12 protein-coding genes and 1 riboswitch are annotated in these 18821 nt (G+C 62.5%); of the genes, 9 read left to right on the forward strand and 3 right to left on the reverse strand.

What is annotated here, in order from left to right; translation table 11 throughout:
* A complete protein-coding gene (gene pgi, locus D781_RS20265; RefSeq protein ID WP_015962103.1) occupies positions 1–1647 on the reverse strand; it encodes a glucose-6-phosphate isomerase in 1647 nt (548 codons plus the stop codon).
* Positions 1648–1873: 226 nt separating this feature from the next.
* On the opposite strand from pgi, the gene D781_RS20270 reads away from it, so the two are divergent.
* The 3 genes from D781_RS20270 to panS all read left to right on the forward strand — a co-directional run bounded on the left by D781_RS20270 (position 1874) and on the right by panS (position 6466).
* Entirely contained in the window at positions 1874–3682 is a 1809-nt protein-coding gene (locus D781_RS20270) for a sodium:proton antiporter (protein WP_015962104.1), read from the forward strand.
* A gap of 52 nt (positions 3683–3734) precedes the next feature.
* A riboswitch (Lysine riboswitch) is annotated at positions 3735–3930 on the forward strand.
* Positions 3931–4037: 107 nt separating this feature from the next.
* Complete coding sequence (gene lysC / locus D781_RS20275; RefSeq protein WP_015962105.1) at positions 4038–5405, forward strand: lysine-sensitive aspartokinase 3; 1368 nt, start codon at positions 4038–4040, stop codon at positions 5403–5405.
* Positions 5406–5542: 137 nt separating this feature from the next.
* On the forward strand, positions 5543–6466 hold the full coding sequence (panS, locus tag D781_RS20280) for a ketopantoate/pantoate/pantothenate transporter PanS (protein ID WP_015962106.1): 924 nt from the start codon (positions 5543–5545) through the stop codon (positions 6464–6466).
* 67 nt (positions 6467–6533) lie between these two features.
* On the opposite strand, the gene D781_RS20285 is transcribed toward panS, so the two are convergent.
* Complete coding sequence (locus D781_RS20285; RefSeq protein WP_015962107.1) at positions 6534–8183, reverse strand: Na/Pi cotransporter family protein; 1650 nt, start codon at positions 8181–8183, stop codon at positions 6534–6536.
* Between the two features lie 301 nt (positions 8184–8484).
* On the opposite strand from D781_RS20285, the gene D781_RS20290 reads away from it, so the two are divergent.
* Positions 8485–9231, forward strand: a complete 747-nt coding sequence (locus D781_RS20290; RefSeq protein ID WP_015962108.1) for an SDR family oxidoreductase — start codon at positions 8485–8487, stop codon at positions 9229–9231.
* A 10-nt stretch (positions 9232–9241) separates the two neighbouring features.
* Here D781_RS20290 and metH read toward each other — a convergent pair whose 3' ends face one another.
* The gene (metH, locus tag D781_RS20295; RefSeq protein WP_015962109.1) at positions 9242–12922 is read right to left on the reverse strand and encodes a methionine synthase; all 3681 of its coding nucleotides are present in this window, start codon (positions 12920–12922) and stop codon (positions 9242–9244) included.
* 255 nt (positions 12923–13177) lie between these two features.
* Between metH and iclR the strand changes: the two genes are divergently transcribed.
* The 5 genes from iclR to D781_RS20320 all read left to right on the forward strand — a co-directional run bounded on the left by iclR (position 13178) and on the right by D781_RS20320 (position 18806).
* On the forward strand, positions 13178–14008 hold the full coding sequence (gene iclR / locus D781_RS20300; protein ID WP_015962110.1) for a glyoxylate bypass operon transcriptional repressor IclR: 831 nt from the start codon (positions 13178–13180) through the stop codon (positions 14006–14008).
* A gap of 268 nt (positions 14009–14276) precedes the next feature.
* Positions 14277–14816, forward strand: a complete 540-nt coding sequence (gene gntK, locus D781_RS20305; protein ID WP_015962111.1) for a gluconokinase — start codon at positions 14277–14279, stop codon at positions 14814–14816.
* A complete protein-coding gene (gene gntU, locus D781_RS20310) occupies positions 14813–16150 on the forward strand; it encodes a gluconate transporter (protein WP_015962112.1) in 1338 nt (445 codons plus the stop codon). The genes gntK and gntU overlap by 4 nt, the downstream gene beginning before the upstream one ends.
* A gap of 118 nt (positions 16151–16268) precedes the next feature.
* Positions 16269–18083, forward strand: coding sequence for a phosphogluconate dehydratase (gene edd, locus D781_RS20315; protein ID WP_015962113.1), 1815 nt, complete (start codon positions 16269–16271; stop codon positions 18081–18083).
* A gap of 81 nt (positions 18084–18164) precedes the next feature.
* Positions 18165–18806 carry a bifunctional 4-hydroxy-2-oxoglutarate aldolase/2-dehydro-3-deoxy-phosphogluconate aldolase gene (locus D781_RS20320; protein WP_015962114.1) on the forward strand — a complete coding sequence of 214 codons (642 nt, stop codon included), beginning with the start codon at positions 18165–18167 and terminating at the stop codon, positions 18804–18806.
* Positions 18807–18821: the final 15 nt, after the last annotated feature.

An 18821-nucleotide genomic window follows, 5' to 3' on the forward strand; every position in this document is an offset into this window, starting at 1 on the left:
TTAGCGCCACGCTTTAAAGCGGTTGATCAGGCCGTTGGTGGAGCTGTCGTGGCTGCTGACCTGCTCACCGCCCGCCAGTTCCGGCAGGATACGGTTAGCCAGCTGCTTACCCAGCTCCACGCCCCACTGGTCAAAGGTGAAGATATTCAGGATGGCGCCCTGGGTGAAGATCTTGTGCTCATACAGCGCGATCAGGCTGCCCAGGCTGAACGGCGTGATTTCACGCAGCAGGATGGAGTTGGTCGGACGGTTGCCCTCGAACACCTTGAACGGCGCCACGTGCTGCACCTCTTCCGGCTTTTTGCCTTGGGCGGCGAATTCCGCTTCAACCGTTTCCAGCGACTTGCCGAACGCCAGCGCTTCGGTCTGGGCGAAGAAGTTCGACAGCAGCTTGGCGTGGTGGTCGCTCAGCGGGTTGTGGCTGACCGCCGGCGCGATAAAGTCGCAAGGAACCAGTTTGGTGCCCTGGTGAATCAGCTGATAGAACGCATGCTGGCCGTTGGTGCCCGGCTCGCCCCAGATGATTGGGCCGGTCTGGTAATCCACCGGGTTGCCGTTGCGGTCGACATACTTGCCGTTGGATTCCATATTGCCCTGCTGGAAGTAAGCGGCAAAACGGTGCATATACTGGTCGTACGGCAGAATGGCTTCGGTTTCGGCGCCGAAGAAGTTGTTGTACCAGATGCCGATCAGCGCCAGCAGTACCGGCAGGTTCTGCTCCGCCGGCGTCTGCGCGAAGTGTTTGTCCATCGCATGCGCGCCGCTCAGCAGCTGCTCGAAGTTGTCAAAGCCGATGGACAGCGCAATCGACAGGCCGATGGCGGACCACAGGGAGTAACGACCGCCGACCCAGTCCCAGAACTCGAACATGTTGGCGGTGTCGATGCCGAACTCGCTGACCGCCTTGGCGTTGGTCGACAGCGCGGCGAAGTGTTTGGCCACGTGCTGCTGATCGGCCGCCGCCTGCAGGAACCAGTCGCGCGCGCTGTGGGCGTTGGTCATGGTTTCCTGAGTGGTGAAGGTTTTGGAGGCCACCAGGAACAGGGTGGTTTCCGGGTTCAGCGGCTTGAGCGTTTCGGCGATATGAGTGCCGTCCACGTTGGAGACAAAGTGCATGTTCAGGTGGTTTTTATACGGACGCAGCGCCTCGGTCACCATATACGGGCCCAGATCGGAGCCGCCGATACCGATGTTGACCACGTCGGTAATCGGTTTGCCGGTATAGCCGGTCCATGCGCCGCCGATCACCCGCTCGCAGAACTGCTTCATCTTGGCCAGCACCGCGTTCACTTCCGGCATCACGTCTTTGCCGTCAACCACAATCGGCGTGTTGCTGCGGTTGCGCAACGCCACGTGCAGCACCGCGCGATCTTCCGTGCGGTTGATTTTTTCGCCGGAGAACATGGCCTTGATCGCACCCTGCAAATCCGTCTCTTGCGCCAGCGTCTGCAGCTTTGCCAATGTCTCTGCGGTGATGCGGTTTTTGGAATAATCCACCAGCATCTGGTCGTCGAAGGTGGCGGAGAACTTGGAAAAACGCTCGCTATCCTGGGCAAACAGATCGCCGATCTGTACGTCTTTCATTTGTTCAAAATGTTGCTGCAGGGCTTGCCAAGCAGCGGTTTGACTAGGATTGATATTTTTCATAGCAACGCTCTTATGCATGAGAATGAATTTGACGTGATTGTCCGATTGTAGCCTGTTAGACCGTGATTATGATCTCTTTTCTTGCGATAGGCGTTAACTGTCAACGCGCAGCCGCATCGTTTCAGCTTTTTCCCTATAATTGAGCTAACGGTCTGTTATCAGGCCGATCTGGTTGTCATCAAATTGTGTCATTGTTGACCTGTCGTTGTTGAAAGGGATCGCACTCATGGAACTCTCCGCCCCGTTGATGTTGGTGGTTATCGGCCTGAGCTCGCTGCTGGCGCAGTGGCTGGCCTGGTTATTGCGGCTGCCGGCAATACTGCCGCTGTTGCTGTTTGGCATTGTGTTGGGCCCGGTGGTGCATCTGGTGCAGCCGGACGGGCTATTCGGCGATTTGCTGTTTCCGCTGGTGTCGCTGTCGGTGGCGATCATCCTGTTCGAAGGCGCGCTGACGCTGCGGGTGGAGGAGATCCGCGGGCTGGGCGGCGTGGTGCGTAATCTGGTCACCGTCGGCATGCTGGCGACCTTTGTCACCATCGGCGTCGCCTGCTGGTGGCTGCTGGACTTTCCGCCGGAGCTGGCGGCGCTGATCGGCGCGGTGACGGTGGTCACCGGCCCCACGGTGATCGCCCCGCTGATGCGCGTGGTGCGGCCGAACGCCAGAATTAACCAGGTTCTGCGCTGGGAAGGGATTGTGATCGACCCGGTCGGCGCCATTTTTACCCTGCTGGTGTTTGAATTTATCGTGCTGCGGCAGAACGCCGAATCGTATACCCATCTGCTCTGGACGCTGGGCGTCACCGCCGCCGTCGGCCTGATCGTCGGCGCGCTGTTCGGCTATCTGTTGGGCATCGCGCTGCGCCGCGTCTGGCTGCCGCGCTATCTGCAGAACCTGGCGGTGCTGGCGATTATGCTTACCGCGTTTGGCCTATCCAACGCGCTGGCCGACGAGTCCGGCCTGCTGACCGTCACGGTGATGGGCATCTGGCTGGCCAACATGCGCGACGTGGATACCAGCGATATTCTGGCCTTTAAGGAAGAGCTGTCGGCAATTCTGATTTCGGCGCTGTTTATTATTCTGGCCGCCCGGCTGGATATCCAGGCGCTGTGGCAGATGGGCTGGCCGCTGCTGCTTTTACTGCTGGTGGTGCAGTTTATCGCCCGTCCGCTGTGCATTGCGCTGTCGACCTGGCGCTCCAGCCTGCACTGGCGCGATCGCCTGCTGCTGTGCTGGATTGCGCCGCGCGGCATCGTGGCGGCGGCGGTCAGCTCGCTGTTTGCGCTGACCCTGCAGCGCAGCGGCTATCAGGGCGCAGACCGGCTGGTGACGGTGGTGTTCGCCATTATTATTGGCACCGTGGTGCTGCAAAGCCTGACCAGCGGCATGATCGCCCGCTGGCTGCGGGTGCAGCAGCAGAAGCCGCGCGGCGTGCTGATCGTCGGCGCCAACAGCGTGGCGCGCACGCTGGCGCAGGCGCTGATGAAAATGAACGTGCCGGTGATGGTCACCGACAGCAGCTGGGAGTATTACCGCCAGGCGCGGATGGAGGGCATTCCCGCCTACTACGGCCATGCCTACTCGGAACACGCCGAAAACACCCTCGACCTGAGCGACACCGCCCAGGTGCTGGCGCTGTCGCCCAACCGCCATCAAAACGCGCTGGCGGTGTACCATTTCGGCCATCTCTTCGGCGACGATCACGTGTTCGCCATCCGCTCCGGGGCGCCGCTGAAGGGGCGCGCCAACAGCGCGGAAAGCTCCCGCTTCCGCCGTCATGAAGTGCTGTTCAACCACGAGGCGACCTACGCCCGCCTGAGCAGCCTGATCGCCAAAGGCGCCGTCATTAAGGTGACCCGCCTGAACGACAACTTCGGCTGGCCGGAATACCTGGAGAAAAACCGCGGCGTCATCCCGCTTTTTTATCAGCGAGAAGACGGCAGTTTGCAGCCGATAGGTGCAGGTTCTACGCCAACTATGCCCTGTACGCTGATTGCGCTGGTGCAAGATGAAAAACCCTCAGCGCCCGGCCGTTGACAGCAGCGGTTAAACCGGCTATTCCTATCAGCCAACTTGCGCACCCGGTGCGCAAGCCAGAAGAGGCGCGTCGCCCAGGTACAGTGTCGGAGGAGCCGTTATCCCATGACGGCACTGGAGGGGGAGCGACGCCGAGGTATGTCGCCCATTCGGCTAAGCGACGTGTCGGCTACAGGGGCTGAATCCCCTGGGTTGTCACCATGATCGTCCCTAACGGACGGTCGGCAAGGTGGGGCGCTTCTGGGTGTATCGTAGCCACCTCTACGTCTGCTCCCTGTTTACCGCTCTCCCCGTGCCAAGGCTTATTAGCGATAGAGTCGTCAGATACGATATCCCTGACACGAGGTTTTTTTACATGAATCAAGCAGCACCCCAATCTTCCCATGTGGTGGCAAAGTTCGGCGGCACCAGCGTCGCCGATTTTGAGGCCATGAACCGCAGCGCCGACGTGGTACTGGGCAACCCTGACGTACGCCTGGTGGTGCTTTCCGCCTCGGCGGGCGTCACCAATCTGCTGGTGGCGCTGGCCGCAGGCAGCGAAAGCGAGCAGCGCAGCTACCAGCTCGATGAAATCCGCCGTATCCAATACGCCATTCTCGATCGCCTGGACAACCCTTCGGTCGTCCGCGAGGAGATCGATCGCATGCTGGAAAATATCGCCATGCTGTCGGAAGCGGCCGCGCTGGCCACCTCCACGGCGCTGACCGATGAGCTGGTCAGCCACGGCGAACTGATGTCCACCCTGCTGTTTGTGGAGATCCTGCGCCAGCGTCAGGCGCAGGCCGAATGGTTCGACGTGCGCAAGGTGATGCACACCGACGACCACTTCGGCCGGGCGACGCCGGACGGCGCGGTGCTGAAAGAGCTGGCACAGACGCTACTGCAGCCGCGCCTGCAGGCGTCGCTGGTAGTCACCCAGGGCTTTATCGGCAGCGAGGCGAAAGGCCGCACCACCACGCTGGGCCGCGGCGGCAGCGACTACACTGCAGCGCTGCTGGGCGAAGCGCTGAACCTCAGCCGGGTGGATATCTGGACCGACGTGCCCGGCATTTACACCACCGACCCGCGCGTGGTGCCGGCCGCCAAGCGCATCGACAAAATCGCCTTTGAAGAGGCGGCGGAGATGGCCACCTTCGGCGCCAAGGTGCTGCACCCGGCCACCCTGCTGCCGGCGGTGCGCAGCGACATTCCGGTATTTGTCGGCTCCAGCAAAGATCCGGCCGCCGGCGGCACGCTGGTATGCAACACCACCGAAAACCCGCCGCTGTTCCGTGCGCTGGCGCTGCGCCGCAAGCAGACACTGCTGACGCTGCACAGCCTGAACATGCTGCACGCCCGCGGCTTCCTGGCGGAAGTGTTCAGCATTCTGGCGCGCCACGATATCTCGGTCGATCTGATCACCACCTCTGAAGTCAGCATCGCGCTGACCATGGACACCACCGGCACCACCTCCAGCGGCCGCAGCCTGCTGACCACCGCGCTGCTGACCGAGCTCTCCTCGCTGTGCCGGGTGGAAGTGGAAGAAGATCTGGCGCTGATTGCGCTGATCGGCAATAAGCTGTCGCGCGCCTGCGGCGTCGGCAAAGAGGTGTTCGGCGTGATGGACCCGTTCAATATCCGCATGATTTGCTACGGCGCCAGCAACTACAACCTGTGCTTCCTGGTGCCGGGCGCCGATGCCGAGCAGGTGGTGCGCACCCTGCACCATAACCTGTTCGAATAAGCCATACTGACAGGCCGTGGGCGCGGCAGGCGGCGCCCACGGCTGACTACCCGCCTGCCTGCTACCTGACTAAAACAACACAACACAACACAACACAACAATCATCCGCGTTATTTGGCCCAAGGAAAACCCGAATCATGTTGGCAACCTTCACCCGATTATTCCCGCTGTGGGCGGTGCTGCTCTCCGTCGCCGCCTACTACACCCCCGCTACCTTTACCGGCATCAGCCCTTACGTCAGTCCGCTGCTGATGCTGATTATGTTCGCCATGGGCGTCACGCTGCGGCTGGACGATTTTAAACGCGTGCTGGCTCGCCCCGGCCCGGTGGCGGCCGGCATCTTTCTGCACTATCTGATTATGCCGCTGGCGGCCTGGCTGCTAGCGATGCTGTTTCATATGCCGCCGGACCTGTCCGCCGGGATGGTGCTGGTCGGCAGCGTCGCCAGCGGCACCGCCTCCAACGTGATGATCTATCTGGCCAAAGGGGACGTGGCGCTGTCGGTAACCATCTCCGCCGTTTCCACCCTGGTCGGCGTATTCGCCACGCCGCTGCTGACGCGTCTGTACGTTGACGCCGATATCAGCGTGGATATTGTCGGCATGCTGCTGAGCATTCTGCAGATCGTGGTGATCCCAATCGGCCTCGGCCTGATCGTCCACCATCTGTTCAGCAACGCCGTCAAACGTCTTGAGCCGCTGCTGCCGCCGCTGTCGATGGTGTGTATTCTGGCGATCATCAGCGCCGTGGTGGCCGGTAGCCAAAGCCATATCGCCTCCGTCGGTCTGGTGGTGATTATCGCGGTGATTCTTCACAACGCCATCGGCCTGCTGAGCGGCTACTGGGGCGGCAAGCTGTTCGGCTTTGACGAATCCACCTGCCGCACGCTGGCGATTGAAGTCGGCATGCAGAACTCCGGGCTGGCGGCGACGCTGGGCAAAATCTACTTTACGCCGCTGGCCGCCCTGCCGGGCGCGCTGTTCTCGGTGTGGCACAACCTCTCCGGCTCGCTGCTGGCGGGCTACTGGTCCGGACAGCCGATTAAACCGGCAAAAAAATAATGTCGGCGCAAGCGCCGACATCAGGTTAATCAGTGACGGGGGCGCCGCCGCGCCCCGCTTTTTGCCGCTATAGCGTTCTCGGCGTATCTTCCCAGTCGCGCTCGTCATCACGCTCGTCCTGATCCAGCACGTTGTACGCCACCGCGCAGAACAGCGAGTTCAGACGCTTCATATCTCCCAGCAGCCCCAGATGCAGCGAGCTGGTCTCAATGCTCTGCACGTTCTGCTGATGCAGGCGATCGACGTGCGCGTGGGCGTAGCGCCGGTCCAGAATGCGGAAACGATGCTTGGAACGGCGCAGGCGCTTGGCGCTGGTGAGATCCGCCGACAGGAATACCGACAGGCTCAGGCGCAGGTTCGCCACCAGCCGCTCGTGCAGCGCGTCCAGCTCCGCCAGCCCCTCCGGTGAGAACGCGCGCCGCGCCGCGTGGGACTTGCCCGCCACGTCGCCGGTCATCCGTTCGATAATGTCGCCGGCCTGCTCCAGGTTCAGCGCCATCTCGATAATCTCCGCCCAGCGGCGCGAATCTTCCTCGCCCAGATCTTCTTTCTGAATTTGCGCCAGATAGAGTTTGATCGCGGTGTACAGCACATCGACGTCATCATCCAGCCGGCGCACCTCTTTGTCCTGCCCCAGCTTGCCGTGCAGCACCTCGTGCTGCAGGATCAGCATATGTTCCACCACGTCGCCCATGCGCAGCGTCTCGCGCGCCGCATTGGCCAGCGCCAGCGACGGCGTATCCAGCGCGCTGCTGTCGAGGTGGCGCGGGCGCAGGCGCGGATCTTCTTCCGGCGCATCGGCGATCAGCATGCGGCACAACCGCGCCATCGGATCGGCCAGCGGAATAAACAGCAGGCAGCGGATCAGGTTGTAGAACACGTGGAAATAGATCACCAGCTCTTCGCCCTGCACCGGCAGCCTGGCCATCCAGTCCGCCAGATAGGTGACAAACGGCAGCAGCAGCGCGCTGCCCAGCAGTTTGAACAGCAGACTGCCCAGCGCCACGCGCCGTCCGGCCGCGTTCTGCCCGCTGCTGTTGATGGTGGCCAGCAGGCCGCTGCCGAGGTTGGCGCCAATCACCAGACACAGCGCCACCTTCAGCGAAATCACGCCGGAGGCGGTCAGCGTGGCGGTCAGCAGCACCGCAGCCAGACTTGAGTAGCTGATGATGGCGAACAGCGCGCCGGTCAGCGCGTCCAGCATCACGTCGCCGGTCAGGGAGGAAAACAGCACTTTGACGCCGGCCGCCTGAGTGATCGGCGTCGCCGCCGCCACAATCAACTCCAGCGCCAACACGATCAGGCCAAGGCCGATAAACACGCGCCCCACCTGCCCCACGCGCGTCTGTTTGCGACTGAGGAATAAAATCACGCCGACGAAAATCAGCAGCGGCGACAGCCAGGAGAGATCGAAGGTCAGCACCCGCGCCATCAGCGCGGTGCCGACGTCGGCGCCCAGCATAATCACCAGCGCAGGCGCCAGCCCCACCAGCCCCTGGGCGACAAAAGAGGTGACCAGCAGCGCGGTGGCGTTGCTGCTCTGCACCAGCGCGGTCACGCCGATGCCGGACACGAACGCCAGCGGTTTTTTCTCTACGCTGTCGCTCAGGATACGGCGCAGGTTGGCGCCGTAGACCCGCATAATTCCGGTGCGCACGATGTGGGTGCCCCACACCAGCAGCGCCACGGCGGAAAGCAGGTGAAGAAGGGTCAACACGGAAGGAACGCTCCCTTAACGTCCGGCAAGCTGGGCCATCCTGCCTGCCGGGCGTGAAAAAGGCAGGACAGCAAAACGGCGACGGGCCACATCCGCCAGGCGATCAGCGCCAGCTTCCCTGGCCCGGAGAAAATGCTGCAACTTACCGTAATGTAACAGATTCAACGTGCAGATCAATTAACCGCCCTTCAACGGCAGGCGGCGCGATTGCGCTGGCGCAGCCGGCGACAAGCCCTTACTATCAGGCTGGATATAAGGCTCGCTTATGAAGAGCGACCACCACCAACAACAAGGATGAAAGATGAGCAGACTGGAGAATAAAACCGCGCTGATCACCGGCGGCGCATCGGGCATCGGCCTGGCTATCGCCCAGCGCTTTCTGGAAGAACAGGCGCAGGTAATCATCACCGACATCGTCCCGCGCCGCGGGGAACAGGCGCTGGCGCAGCTTGCCGCCTACGGCGGAAAAGTCCGCTTCCTGCCGCACGACGTCACCAGCGAAAAAGAGTGGCAGACGGTGTTTGCGCAGCTGCAGCAATGGGCGCCCCGTCTGGATATTCTGGTCAACAACGCCGGGGTCAGCCTGTACAAGAATATCGAGCAGACCTCCTACCGGGAGTGGAAAAAGATGCTGGCGGTCAATCTGGACGGCGTGTTTCTCGGCACCCGCCAGGGCATTATGGCGATGAAGCCGCACGGCGGCAGCATTATCAATATCAGCTCGATTGAAGGACTGGTGGGCGACCCCAATCTGCCGGCCTACAACGCCGCCAAAGGCGGCGTGCGCCTGCTGACCAAGTCCGCCGCGCTGCATGCCGCCCGCAGCCGCTACGGCATCCGCATCAACAGCCTGCACCCCGGCTATATCCATACGCCGATGATCGGCCATGACCCGGAGATGCTGCGCCAGCTCACGGCGCTGCACCCGATCGGCCATCTGGGCGAAGCCCGGGATATCGCCAACGCCGCGCTGTTCCTGGCCAGCGATGAATCGGCGTTCGCCACCGGCACGGAACTGGTGATTGACGGCGGCTACACCGCGCAGTAGCCCGGCAGCTCTAGTCGGCGTCGTACCCCAGGTTCGGCGCCAGCCAGCGCTCTACTTCACCGACGCTCATGCCTTTACGCGCCGCATAGTCTTCCACCTGATCGCGCTGAATTTGCGCCACGGCGAAATACTTGCTCTGCGGATGGCTGAAGTACCAGCCGGAGACCGACGCGCCCGGCCACATGGCGAACGATTCGGTCAGCTTCATGCCGGTATGGCGCTCCACGTCCAACAGCTGCCAGATCTGCGCCTTCTCGGTATGCTCCGGACAGGCCGGATAGCCCGGCGCCGGACGGATGCCCTGATAGTTCTCGCGGATCAGCTCTTCGTTGCTCAGGTTCTCATCCGCGGCATAGCCCCAGTGCAGCTTGCGCACCTGTTCATGCAGGTATTCGGCGAACGCCTCCGCCAGGCGGTCCGACAGCGCCTTCACCATGATTTTATTGTAATCATCATGCTGCGCGTCGTAGGCCGCCGCCAGTTCATCCTCCTCCAGGCCGCCGGTGACGGCGAACGCGCCGAAGTAGTCCGCTTTGCCGCTATCTTTCGGCGCGATAAAGTCCGCCAGGCAGTAGTTGGCAAAGTCGGTTTTTTCGGTCTGCTGGCGCAGGTGATGGCTCACCGCCAGCGGCGCGTCGCGCTGCTCATCGCGGTAAATCTCGATGTCGTCGCCGACCCGGTTGGCCGGGAACAGGCCGTAGACGCCGCGTGGATTGAGACGGCCGGAGGCTGCCAGGCTATCGAGCATCTGGTTGGCGTCATGGAACAGCCGTTTGGCCTCTTCCCCCACCACCTCGTCTTCCAGAATGCGCGGGTATTTGCCCGCCAGCGACCAGGTCATAAAGAACGGCGTCCAGTCGATATACGGCCGCAGGGTGGCGATATCCGCCTGCGCCGGAAAGACGCCGAGACGCTGCGGCGCCGGCGGCGTGTAGCTTTCCCAGTCCAGCCGGGTGGCGTTGTCGCGCGCTTGCTTCAGGCTGACCGGCGGCGTGCGCGGCTTTTTACGCGCGTGCTGGATGCGCACGGTTTCATACTCTTTGCGCGTGCGGGCGACGAACTCGTCGCGCTGCGTCGCCGACAGCAGCGCCGCCACCACCCCGACGGTGCGTGAGGCGTTCTGCACGTAGGTGGTCGGCCCGCTGTAGTTTTGCTCGATCTTCACCGCGGTGTGCGCCTTGGAGGTGGTGGCGCCGCCGATCAGCAGCGGCAGGGTAAAGCCCTGACGCTCCATCTCTTTCGCCACGTTGACCATCTCATCCAGCGACGGCGTGATCAGGCCGGAGAGGCCGATAATATCGACGTTCTCTTCACGCGCGGTTTTCAGGATCTTTTCGGTCGGCACCATCACGCCGAGGTCGATAATTTCATAGTTGTTGCACTGCAGCACCACGCCGACGATATTTTTGCCGATGTCATGCACGTCTCCCTTCACCGTCGCCAGCAGCACCTTGCCGGCGGTGGTGCCCTGCTGCTTGCTGGCCTGAATATAAGGCTCAAGATAGGCGACCGCCTGTTTCATTACGCGCGCCGACTTCACCACCTGCGGCAGGAACATTTTACCCTCGCCAAACAGATCGCCCACCACGTTCATGCCGGCCATCAGCGGCCCTTCGATCACTTCGATCGGCCGCTCCGCCTGCTGACGCGCCTCTTCGGTGTCCTGTTCGATAAATTCGGTAATGCCCTTCACCAGCGCATATTCCAGCCGCTTCACCACTGGCCAGCCGCGCCACTCCGCCTGCTGAATATCGGCGTCTTTATCTTTGCTGCCGCGGTATTTTTCCGCCAGCGCCAGCAGGCGCTCGGTGCCGTCGTCGCGGCGGTTGAGGATCACATCCTCCACCGCCTCGCGCAGTTCATCGGAGAGATCGTCATAGATCGCCAGCTGCCCGGCGTTGACGATGCCCATGTCCATGCCGTTGCGGATCGCGTGGTAAAGAAATACCGCGTGGATCGCCTCGCGCACCGGATCGTTGCCGCGGAAGGAAAATGAAACGTTGGACACGCCGCCGGAGATCATCGCGTGCGGCAGATGCTTTTTGATGTCGCCGCAGGCTTCAATAAAGTCGACGGCATAGTTGTTATGCTCATAGATGCCGGTCGCCACGGCGAAAATATTCGGGTCGAAGATAATATCTTCCGGCGGGAAGCCGACCTTCTCAGTCAGGATCTGATAGGCGCGGCGGCAGATGGCAAATTTGCGCTCGCGGGTGTCCGCCTGGCCGACTTCGTCAAACGCCATCACCACCACCGCGGCGCCGTAGCGGCGCACCAGCCTGGCGTGGTGAATAAAGGCCTCTTCGCCCTCTTTCATCGAGATCGAGTTAACGATGCCCTTGCCCTGAATACACTGCAGCCCTTTCTCGATCACCTCCCATTTCGAGGAGTCGATCATAATCGGCACGCGGGCGATATCCGGCTCGCCGGCGATCAGATTCAGGAAACGCACCATCGCCGCTTCCGCGTCGAGCATCCCCTCATCCATATTGATATCGATAATCTGCGCGCCGCTTTCCACCTGCTGCAGCGCCACTTCCAGCGCCTCGGCGTATTTGTCCTCTTTGATCAGCCGTTTGAAGCGGGCCGAACCGGTGACGTTGGTGCGTTCGCCCACGTTGACGAACAGCGTATCGGCGTCGATGTTCAGCGGCTCCAGACCGGACAGGCGGCAGGCAACCGGCAGCTGCGGCAACGGACGCGGCGCAACGCCCTCCACCGCTTTGGCCATGGCGGCGATATGTGCCGGCGTGGTGCCGCAGCAGCCGCCGATAATATTCAGAAAGCCGGACCGCGCCCACTCGCCCACCTGGCTCGCCATCTCCTGCGCATCGAGATCGTATTCGCCGAAGGCGTTGGGCAGGCCGGCGTTCGGGTGCGCGCTGACGTAGCCTTCACAGATGCGCGACAGCTCCGCCACGTACTGACGCAGTTCATCCGGCCCCAGCGCGCAGTTCAGGCCGAAGCTCAGCGGTTTGACGTGGCGCAGCGAGTTGTAAAACGCTTCGGTGGTCTGGCCGGACAGGGTGCGGCCGGAGGCATCGGTAATGGTGCCGGAGATCATGATCGGCAGCGTAACGCCCAGCGCCTCAAACTCGCTTTCCACCGCAAACGCGGCGGCTTTGGCGTTCAGCGTATCGAAGATGGTTTCGATCATGATCAGATCGACGCCCCCTTCCACCAGCGCGCGGGTGGATTCGCGGTACGCCTCCACCAGCTGGCTGAAGGAGATGTTGCGGAACGCCGGGTCGTTGACGTCCGGCGAAATCGAGGCGGTGCGGTTGGTCGGGCCAAGTACGCCGGCCACGTAGCGCGGTTTGCCCGGCGTGCGCGCCGTCCATTCGTCAGCGCAGCGGCGCGCCAGACGGGCGGCCTCACGGTTGATCTCGGCCGACAGCGCTTCCATATGGTAATCGGCCATCGCGATGGGGGTGGCGTTAAAGGTGTTGGTTTCGAGGATATCCGCGCCCGCTTCCAGGTAGCCGTGATGGATCGCGCTGATGATGTCCGGCTGGGTCAGCACCAGCAGATCGTTATTGCCTTTCAGGTCGCTCTGCCAGTCGGCAAAACGCGCACCGCGGTAATCCTGTTCTTCCAGCTTGTAACTCTGGATCATGGTGCCCATGCCGCCGTCCAACACCAAAATACGCTGCTCTAGCTGCCGGCGCAGTTGTTCCACTCGATTCGTCACTGTAACCCCTTAATTCCCCGACCTTTCCCGGTGGCGAGAGACAGCCTGCCGGCAGGTGTCGGGCAGATATTGCCATCACCCAATCGCTCAAAAATCGATTCATCCTAGCACAGTAACGCGCCGCATCGCGTCGACCGCTGGTTGAGAGTTTTTCAGGTTGTTCGGTTGACACATCCGATGAGCGCAAACGCCGCTTGCAATTCATACTTAAAAAACGAAAATAAATTCCATGATACGGAAAAAGGAAGCGTAACCATGGCGACACCCGTTCCCGTCAAACGCGGCAAGAAGCCCCGCAGCGCCGCGCCGGCCGCCGGCAGCGCCACCGGCCAGGTGCAGTCTCTGACCCGCGGGCTGAAACTGCTGGAATACATTGCTGACGCGCAAGGCAACGTGGCGCTGACCGATCTGGCGCAGCAGGCCGGCCTGCCCAATTCCACCACCCACCGTTTACTGACCACCATGCAGCAGCAGGGCTTTGTGCGCCAGGTCGGCGATCTCGGCCTGTGGACCATCGGCTCCCACGCCTTTGTGGTGGGCAGCAGCTTTCTGCAGAGCCGCAATCTGTTGGCCATGGTGCACCCGACGCTGCGCCGGCTGATGGAAGAGTCCGGCGAAACCGTTAATCTGGCGGTGATGGATAAAGCCGAATATCAGGCGATTATTATCGATCAGGTGCAGTGCAACGCGCTGATGCGCATGTCGGCGCCGATCGGCGGCAAGCTGCCGATGCACGCCTCCGGCGCCGGCAAAGCGTTTCTGGCCGCGCTGGCCGATGAGCAGGTCACCAAACTGCTGCATCAGAAAGGGATGCATACCTATACGCCGCGCACCCTGACGCCGCATAACCTGAAAGAAGGGCTGGCGCAGATCCGCAAGCAGGGCTTTTCCTTCGATGATGAAGAGCACGCGCTGGGGCTGCGCTGCGTCGCGGCCTGTATTTTTGACGAGCACCGTGAGGCCTTCGCCGCGATTTCCATTTCCGGCCCGGTGTCGCGCATTACCGACGACCGGGTGATCGAACTGGGCGCGCTGGTGATCCACGCCGCCAAAGAGATCAGCCTGGCCTACGGCGGCGTCCGCTAAGCTCCTCCAACCCTCTCCGCCAGGAGAGGGTTTCCTGCGCCTTTTTGCTGATGCCCCGCCGTCAAGGGCGTACACATGTTAACCACGTGTAAAATCAAGCTGACAAATTGTTTCCCTGCTAAGTAAAAACTTGAAGCCGATCACAGTTAACGATCGTCAAAGGTAAAGCCGTTTGCCTCCTATCCTCCTTGCCTCGAAAATGTTACCGATAACATGTTACCGGTAACAGCAAGGCGGTAACGTCAATTTCAGGTTTGGGAGCTACACCATGACCAATCAGCAAAACCGTATTTACGTCATCATGGGCGTTTCCGGCAGCGGAAAATCCGCCGTTGCCGCCGCGGCAGCCCGCCAATTGTCCGCCGGTTTCCTCGACGGGGACTTCCTGCATCCCCGCAGCAATATCATGAAAATGGCCGAAGGCGTGGCGCTGAACGACGACGACCGCGCCCCCTGGCTGGCCGCGCTCAACGACGCCGCCTTCGCCATGCAGCGCACCAATCAGGTCTCCATCATCGTCTGCTCGGCGCTGAAAAAGCACTACCGCGACCGCCTGCGCGCCGGCAATGCCAACCTGTCGTTTATCTATCTGCACGGCGACTTCTCGGTGATCGAAGCGCGCATGGCCGCACGCAAGGGCCACTTCTTCAAGCCGCAGATGCTGGTATCGCAGTTTGACGCGCTGGAGCAGCCGGGCGCGGACGAGAGCGACGTGATGGCGGTGGATATCAACCAGCCGCTGGAAGCGGTGATCGCCGATACGCTGCAGCATATCCGCAGCTTTATGCCGCAGGAGGCCTGCGCGTGAGTACCCTGACACTCGTGGGTACCGCCGTCGGCTCGGTTCTGTTACTGCTGTTCCTGGTGATGAAGGCGCGTATGCACGCCTTCGTCGCCCTGATGCTGGTTTCCATCGCCGCCGGTATTTTCTCCGGCATGCCGCTGACCACCATCGCTGACACCATGCAAAAAGGCATGGGCGATACGCTGGGCTTTCTGGCGATCGTCGTGGCGCTGGGGGCGATGTTCGGCAAGATTCTGCATGAGGTCGGCGCGCTCGACCAGATTGCCTCCTACCTCCTGAAGCGCTTCGGCGAGAGCAAGGCGCACTATGCGCTCGGCATCGCCGGGCTGGTGTGCGCGCTGCCGCTGTTCTTCGACGTCGCCATCGTGCTGCTGATCGGCATTGTGTTCGCCGTGGCGCGCCGCACCGACGGCAATATCGTCAAGCTGGCCATCCCGCTGTTTGCCGGCGTGGCCGCCGCCGCCTCCTTCCTGCTGCCGGGGCCGGTGCCGATGCTGCTGGCCGCCCAGATGAAGGCCGACTTCGGCTGGATGATCGCCATCGGCCTGGTGGCGGCGGTGCTCGGCATGCTGATCGCCGGGCCGCTGTACGGCGGCTTTATCAGCCGCTTTGTCAACTGGCAGATGCCGGCCGATGAAGCCGAGCCGGTAAAACTCAAAGGCACGATGCCCTCCTTCGGCTTCAGTCTGGCGCTGGTGCTGTGCCCACTGGTGCTGGTCGGGATGAAAACCATCGGCGCCCGTTTGGTGCCGCCGGGCACGCCGCTGCACGACTGGCTGGAATTTATCGGCCACCCGTTCACCGCCATTCTGATCGCCTGTCTGATCGTGATTTACGGCCTGGCGAAACCGCGCGGCATGACCAACGAACAGACGCTGGCCATCTGCTCCGCCGCGGTACAGCCGGCCGGGATTATTTTGCTGATGACCGGCGCCGGCGGCGTGTTCAAACAGATCCTGGTGGATTCGGGCGTCGGCCCGGCGCTGGGCGACGCCATGATCGGCGCCGGCCTGCCCATCGCCGTCGCCTGCTTCGCCCTTTCCGCGCTGGTGCGCGTGCTGCAGGGGTCGGCCACGGTCGCCTGTCTGACCACCGTCGGCCTGGTGCTGCCGATCACCAGCCAGATGGGACTCGGCGGCGGCCAGCTGGCGGCGCTGGCCATCTGTATCGCCGGCGGCTCGATCGTACTGAGCCACGTTAACGACGCCGGTTTCTGGCTGTTCGGCAAGTTCACCGGCGCCAACGAAATGCAGACGCTGAAAACCTGGACGGTGATGGAAACCATCCTCGGCACCACCGGCGGGATTGTCGGCATGATCGCCTTCACCCTGTTCTGATTCGACACACTGACCACAACACCAGCAACGGCCCTCGGCATGCTGCACTTCTGGGCCACCGGCCGCATGCGAGGGCCCCGCTATCCGGCGGGCCTATAACGAAAAATGTGAGGAAGGTATGATTAACTCAACCCTATCCCGTGTAACGCAACGCATTATTGAACGCTCCAAACCAAGCCGCGCCGCCTATCTGGCGCGCATCGACGCGGCACGCTGCAAAACCGTACACCGCTCCCAGCTGGCCTGCGGCAACCTGGCGCACGGCTTCGCCGCCTGCCAGCCGGATGATAAAACCGCGCTGAAAAATATGGTGCGCAGCGATATCGCCATTATCACCGCCTACAACGATATGCTGTCCGCCCACCAGCCTTACGAAAACTACCCGCAACGGCTGAAACAGGCGCTGAACGCCGTGGGCGCGGTCGGCCAGGTGGCCGGCGGCGTACCGGCGATGTGCGACGGCGTGACCCAGGGCCAGGACGGTATGGAGCTGTCGCTGATGAGCCGCGATGTGATCGCCATGTCCGCCGCGGTCGGCCTGTCGCACAATATGTTCGACGGCGCGCTGTTCCTCGGCATCTGCGACAAAATCGTGCCGGGGCTGGTGATGTCGGCCCTCTCCTTCGGTCACCTGCCGGCGCTGTTCGTCCCGGCCGGGCCGATGAGCAGCGGGCTGCCGAATAAAGAAAAAGTGCGCGTACGCCAGCTGTATGCCGAAGGCAAGGCCGACCGCCAGGCGCTGCTGGAAGCCGAGGCCGCCTCTTACCACGGCATCGGCACCTGCACCTTTTACGGCACCGCCAACACCAACCAGATGATCATGGAAGTGATGGGCCTGCATCTGCCGGGCGCCTCTTTCGTGCATCCGGACACCCCGCTGCGCGACGCGCTGAACGACGCGGCGGCGCGTCAGGTGACGCGCCTGACCGAAACCGCCGGCAACTATCTGCCTATCGGCCGCCTGGTGGATGAAAAAGTGGTGGTTAACGGCATTGTCTCCCTGCTGGCGACCGGCGGCTCCACCAACCTGACCATGCATATGGTAGCGATGGCCCGCGCGGCTGGCATTATCATCAACTGGGACGATTTTTCCGAGCTGTCGGAAGCGGTGCCGCTGCTGTGCCGGATTTACCCGAACGGCCCGGCGGATATCAACCAGTTCCAGGCCGCCGGCGGCGTGCAGCTGGTGGTGCGTGAACTGCTGCAGCATGGCCTGCTGCATCAGGATGTGCATACCGTCGCCGGCTTCGGCCTGGAGCGCTATACCCAGGAGCCGTGGCTGGACAACGGCCAGCTGGCCTGGCGCGACGGCGCAGAGCGCTCGCTCGACGACAGCGTGATTGCCAGCATCGCCCAGCCGTTTGAACACCACGGCGGCACCAAGGTGATGTCCGGCAACCTCGGCCGCGCGGTGATGAAAACCTCCGCCGTCCCGGCGGATAACCAGATTATCGAAGCGCCGGCGGTGGTGTTTGAAAGCCAGCACGATATCGTACCGGCGTTCGAAGCCGGCCAGTTGGATAAGGACTGCGTGGTGGTGGTGCGTTTCCAGGGGCCGCAGGCCAACGGCATGCCGGAGCTGCACAAACTGATGCCGCCGCTCGGTGTGCTGATGGACCGCGGCTTCAAGGTGGCGCTGGTCACCGACGGCCGCCTGTCCGGCGCCTCCGGCAAGGTGCCTTCCGCCATCCACGTTACGCCGGAAGCCTACGCCGGCGGCGAGCTGGCGAAAGTGCGTAACGGCGATATGATTCGCGTGAACGGCCGCAGCGGCGAGCTGACGCTGCTGGTCGATGACGCCGAACTGGCCGCGCGTGAAGCCTATCACCCGGATCTGAGCGCGGAACACATCGGCTGCGGCCGCGAACTGTTCGGCGCGCTGCGTAGCCAACTGTCCGGCGCCGAACAGGGCGCCTGCTGCATTAAATTTTAACCGCACGCGGCGGACGGCGGCGGGGGCGTCAACCACGGCCGCCGTCTGCCGTTTGCGGTCAATTCTGGAGAGGAACCGTCTATGAATAACTGGAAAACAAGCGCTGAGCAGATCCTGACGTCCGGCCCGGTCGTCCCGGTCATCGTCATCAATAAACTGGAGCATGCGGTGCCGCTGGCGAAAGCGCTGGTTGCCGGCGGCGTGCGCGTACTGGAAGTAACGCTGCGCACCGACTGCGCGCTGGAGGCCATCCGCGCCATCGCCAATGAGGTGCCGGAAGCCATTATCGGCGCGGGCACCGTGATTAACGCCCAGCAGCTGCAGGCGGTCACCGACGCCGGCGCGCAGTTCGCCATCAGCCCCGGCCTGACCGACTCCCTGCTGCAGGCCGCCACCGCCGGCAGCATCCCGCTGATCCCGGGGATCAGCAGCGTCTCGGAACTGATGCTGGGCATGGACTACGGCCTGCGCGAGTTTAAATTCTTCCCGGCTGAAGCCAACGGCGGCGTGAAGGCGCTGCAGGCGATCGGCGGCCCGTTCCCGCAGGTGCGTTTCTGCCCGACCGGCGGCATTTCGCCGAACAACTACCGCGACTATCTGGCGCTGAGCAGCGTGCTGTGCATCGGCGGCTCCTGGCTGGTGCCGGCGGACGCGCTGGAAAGCGGCGACTACGGCCGCATTACCGAACTGGCGCGTGCGGCCGTGGCCGGCGCCGGCGCGTAATCATCCCGGGCGCAG

This window comes from Serratia sp. FGI94 (assembly GCF_000330865.1).
GTDB classification, from domain to species: domain Bacteria; phylum Pseudomonadota; class Gammaproteobacteria; order Enterobacterales; family Enterobacteriaceae; genus Serratia_B; species Serratia_B rubidaea.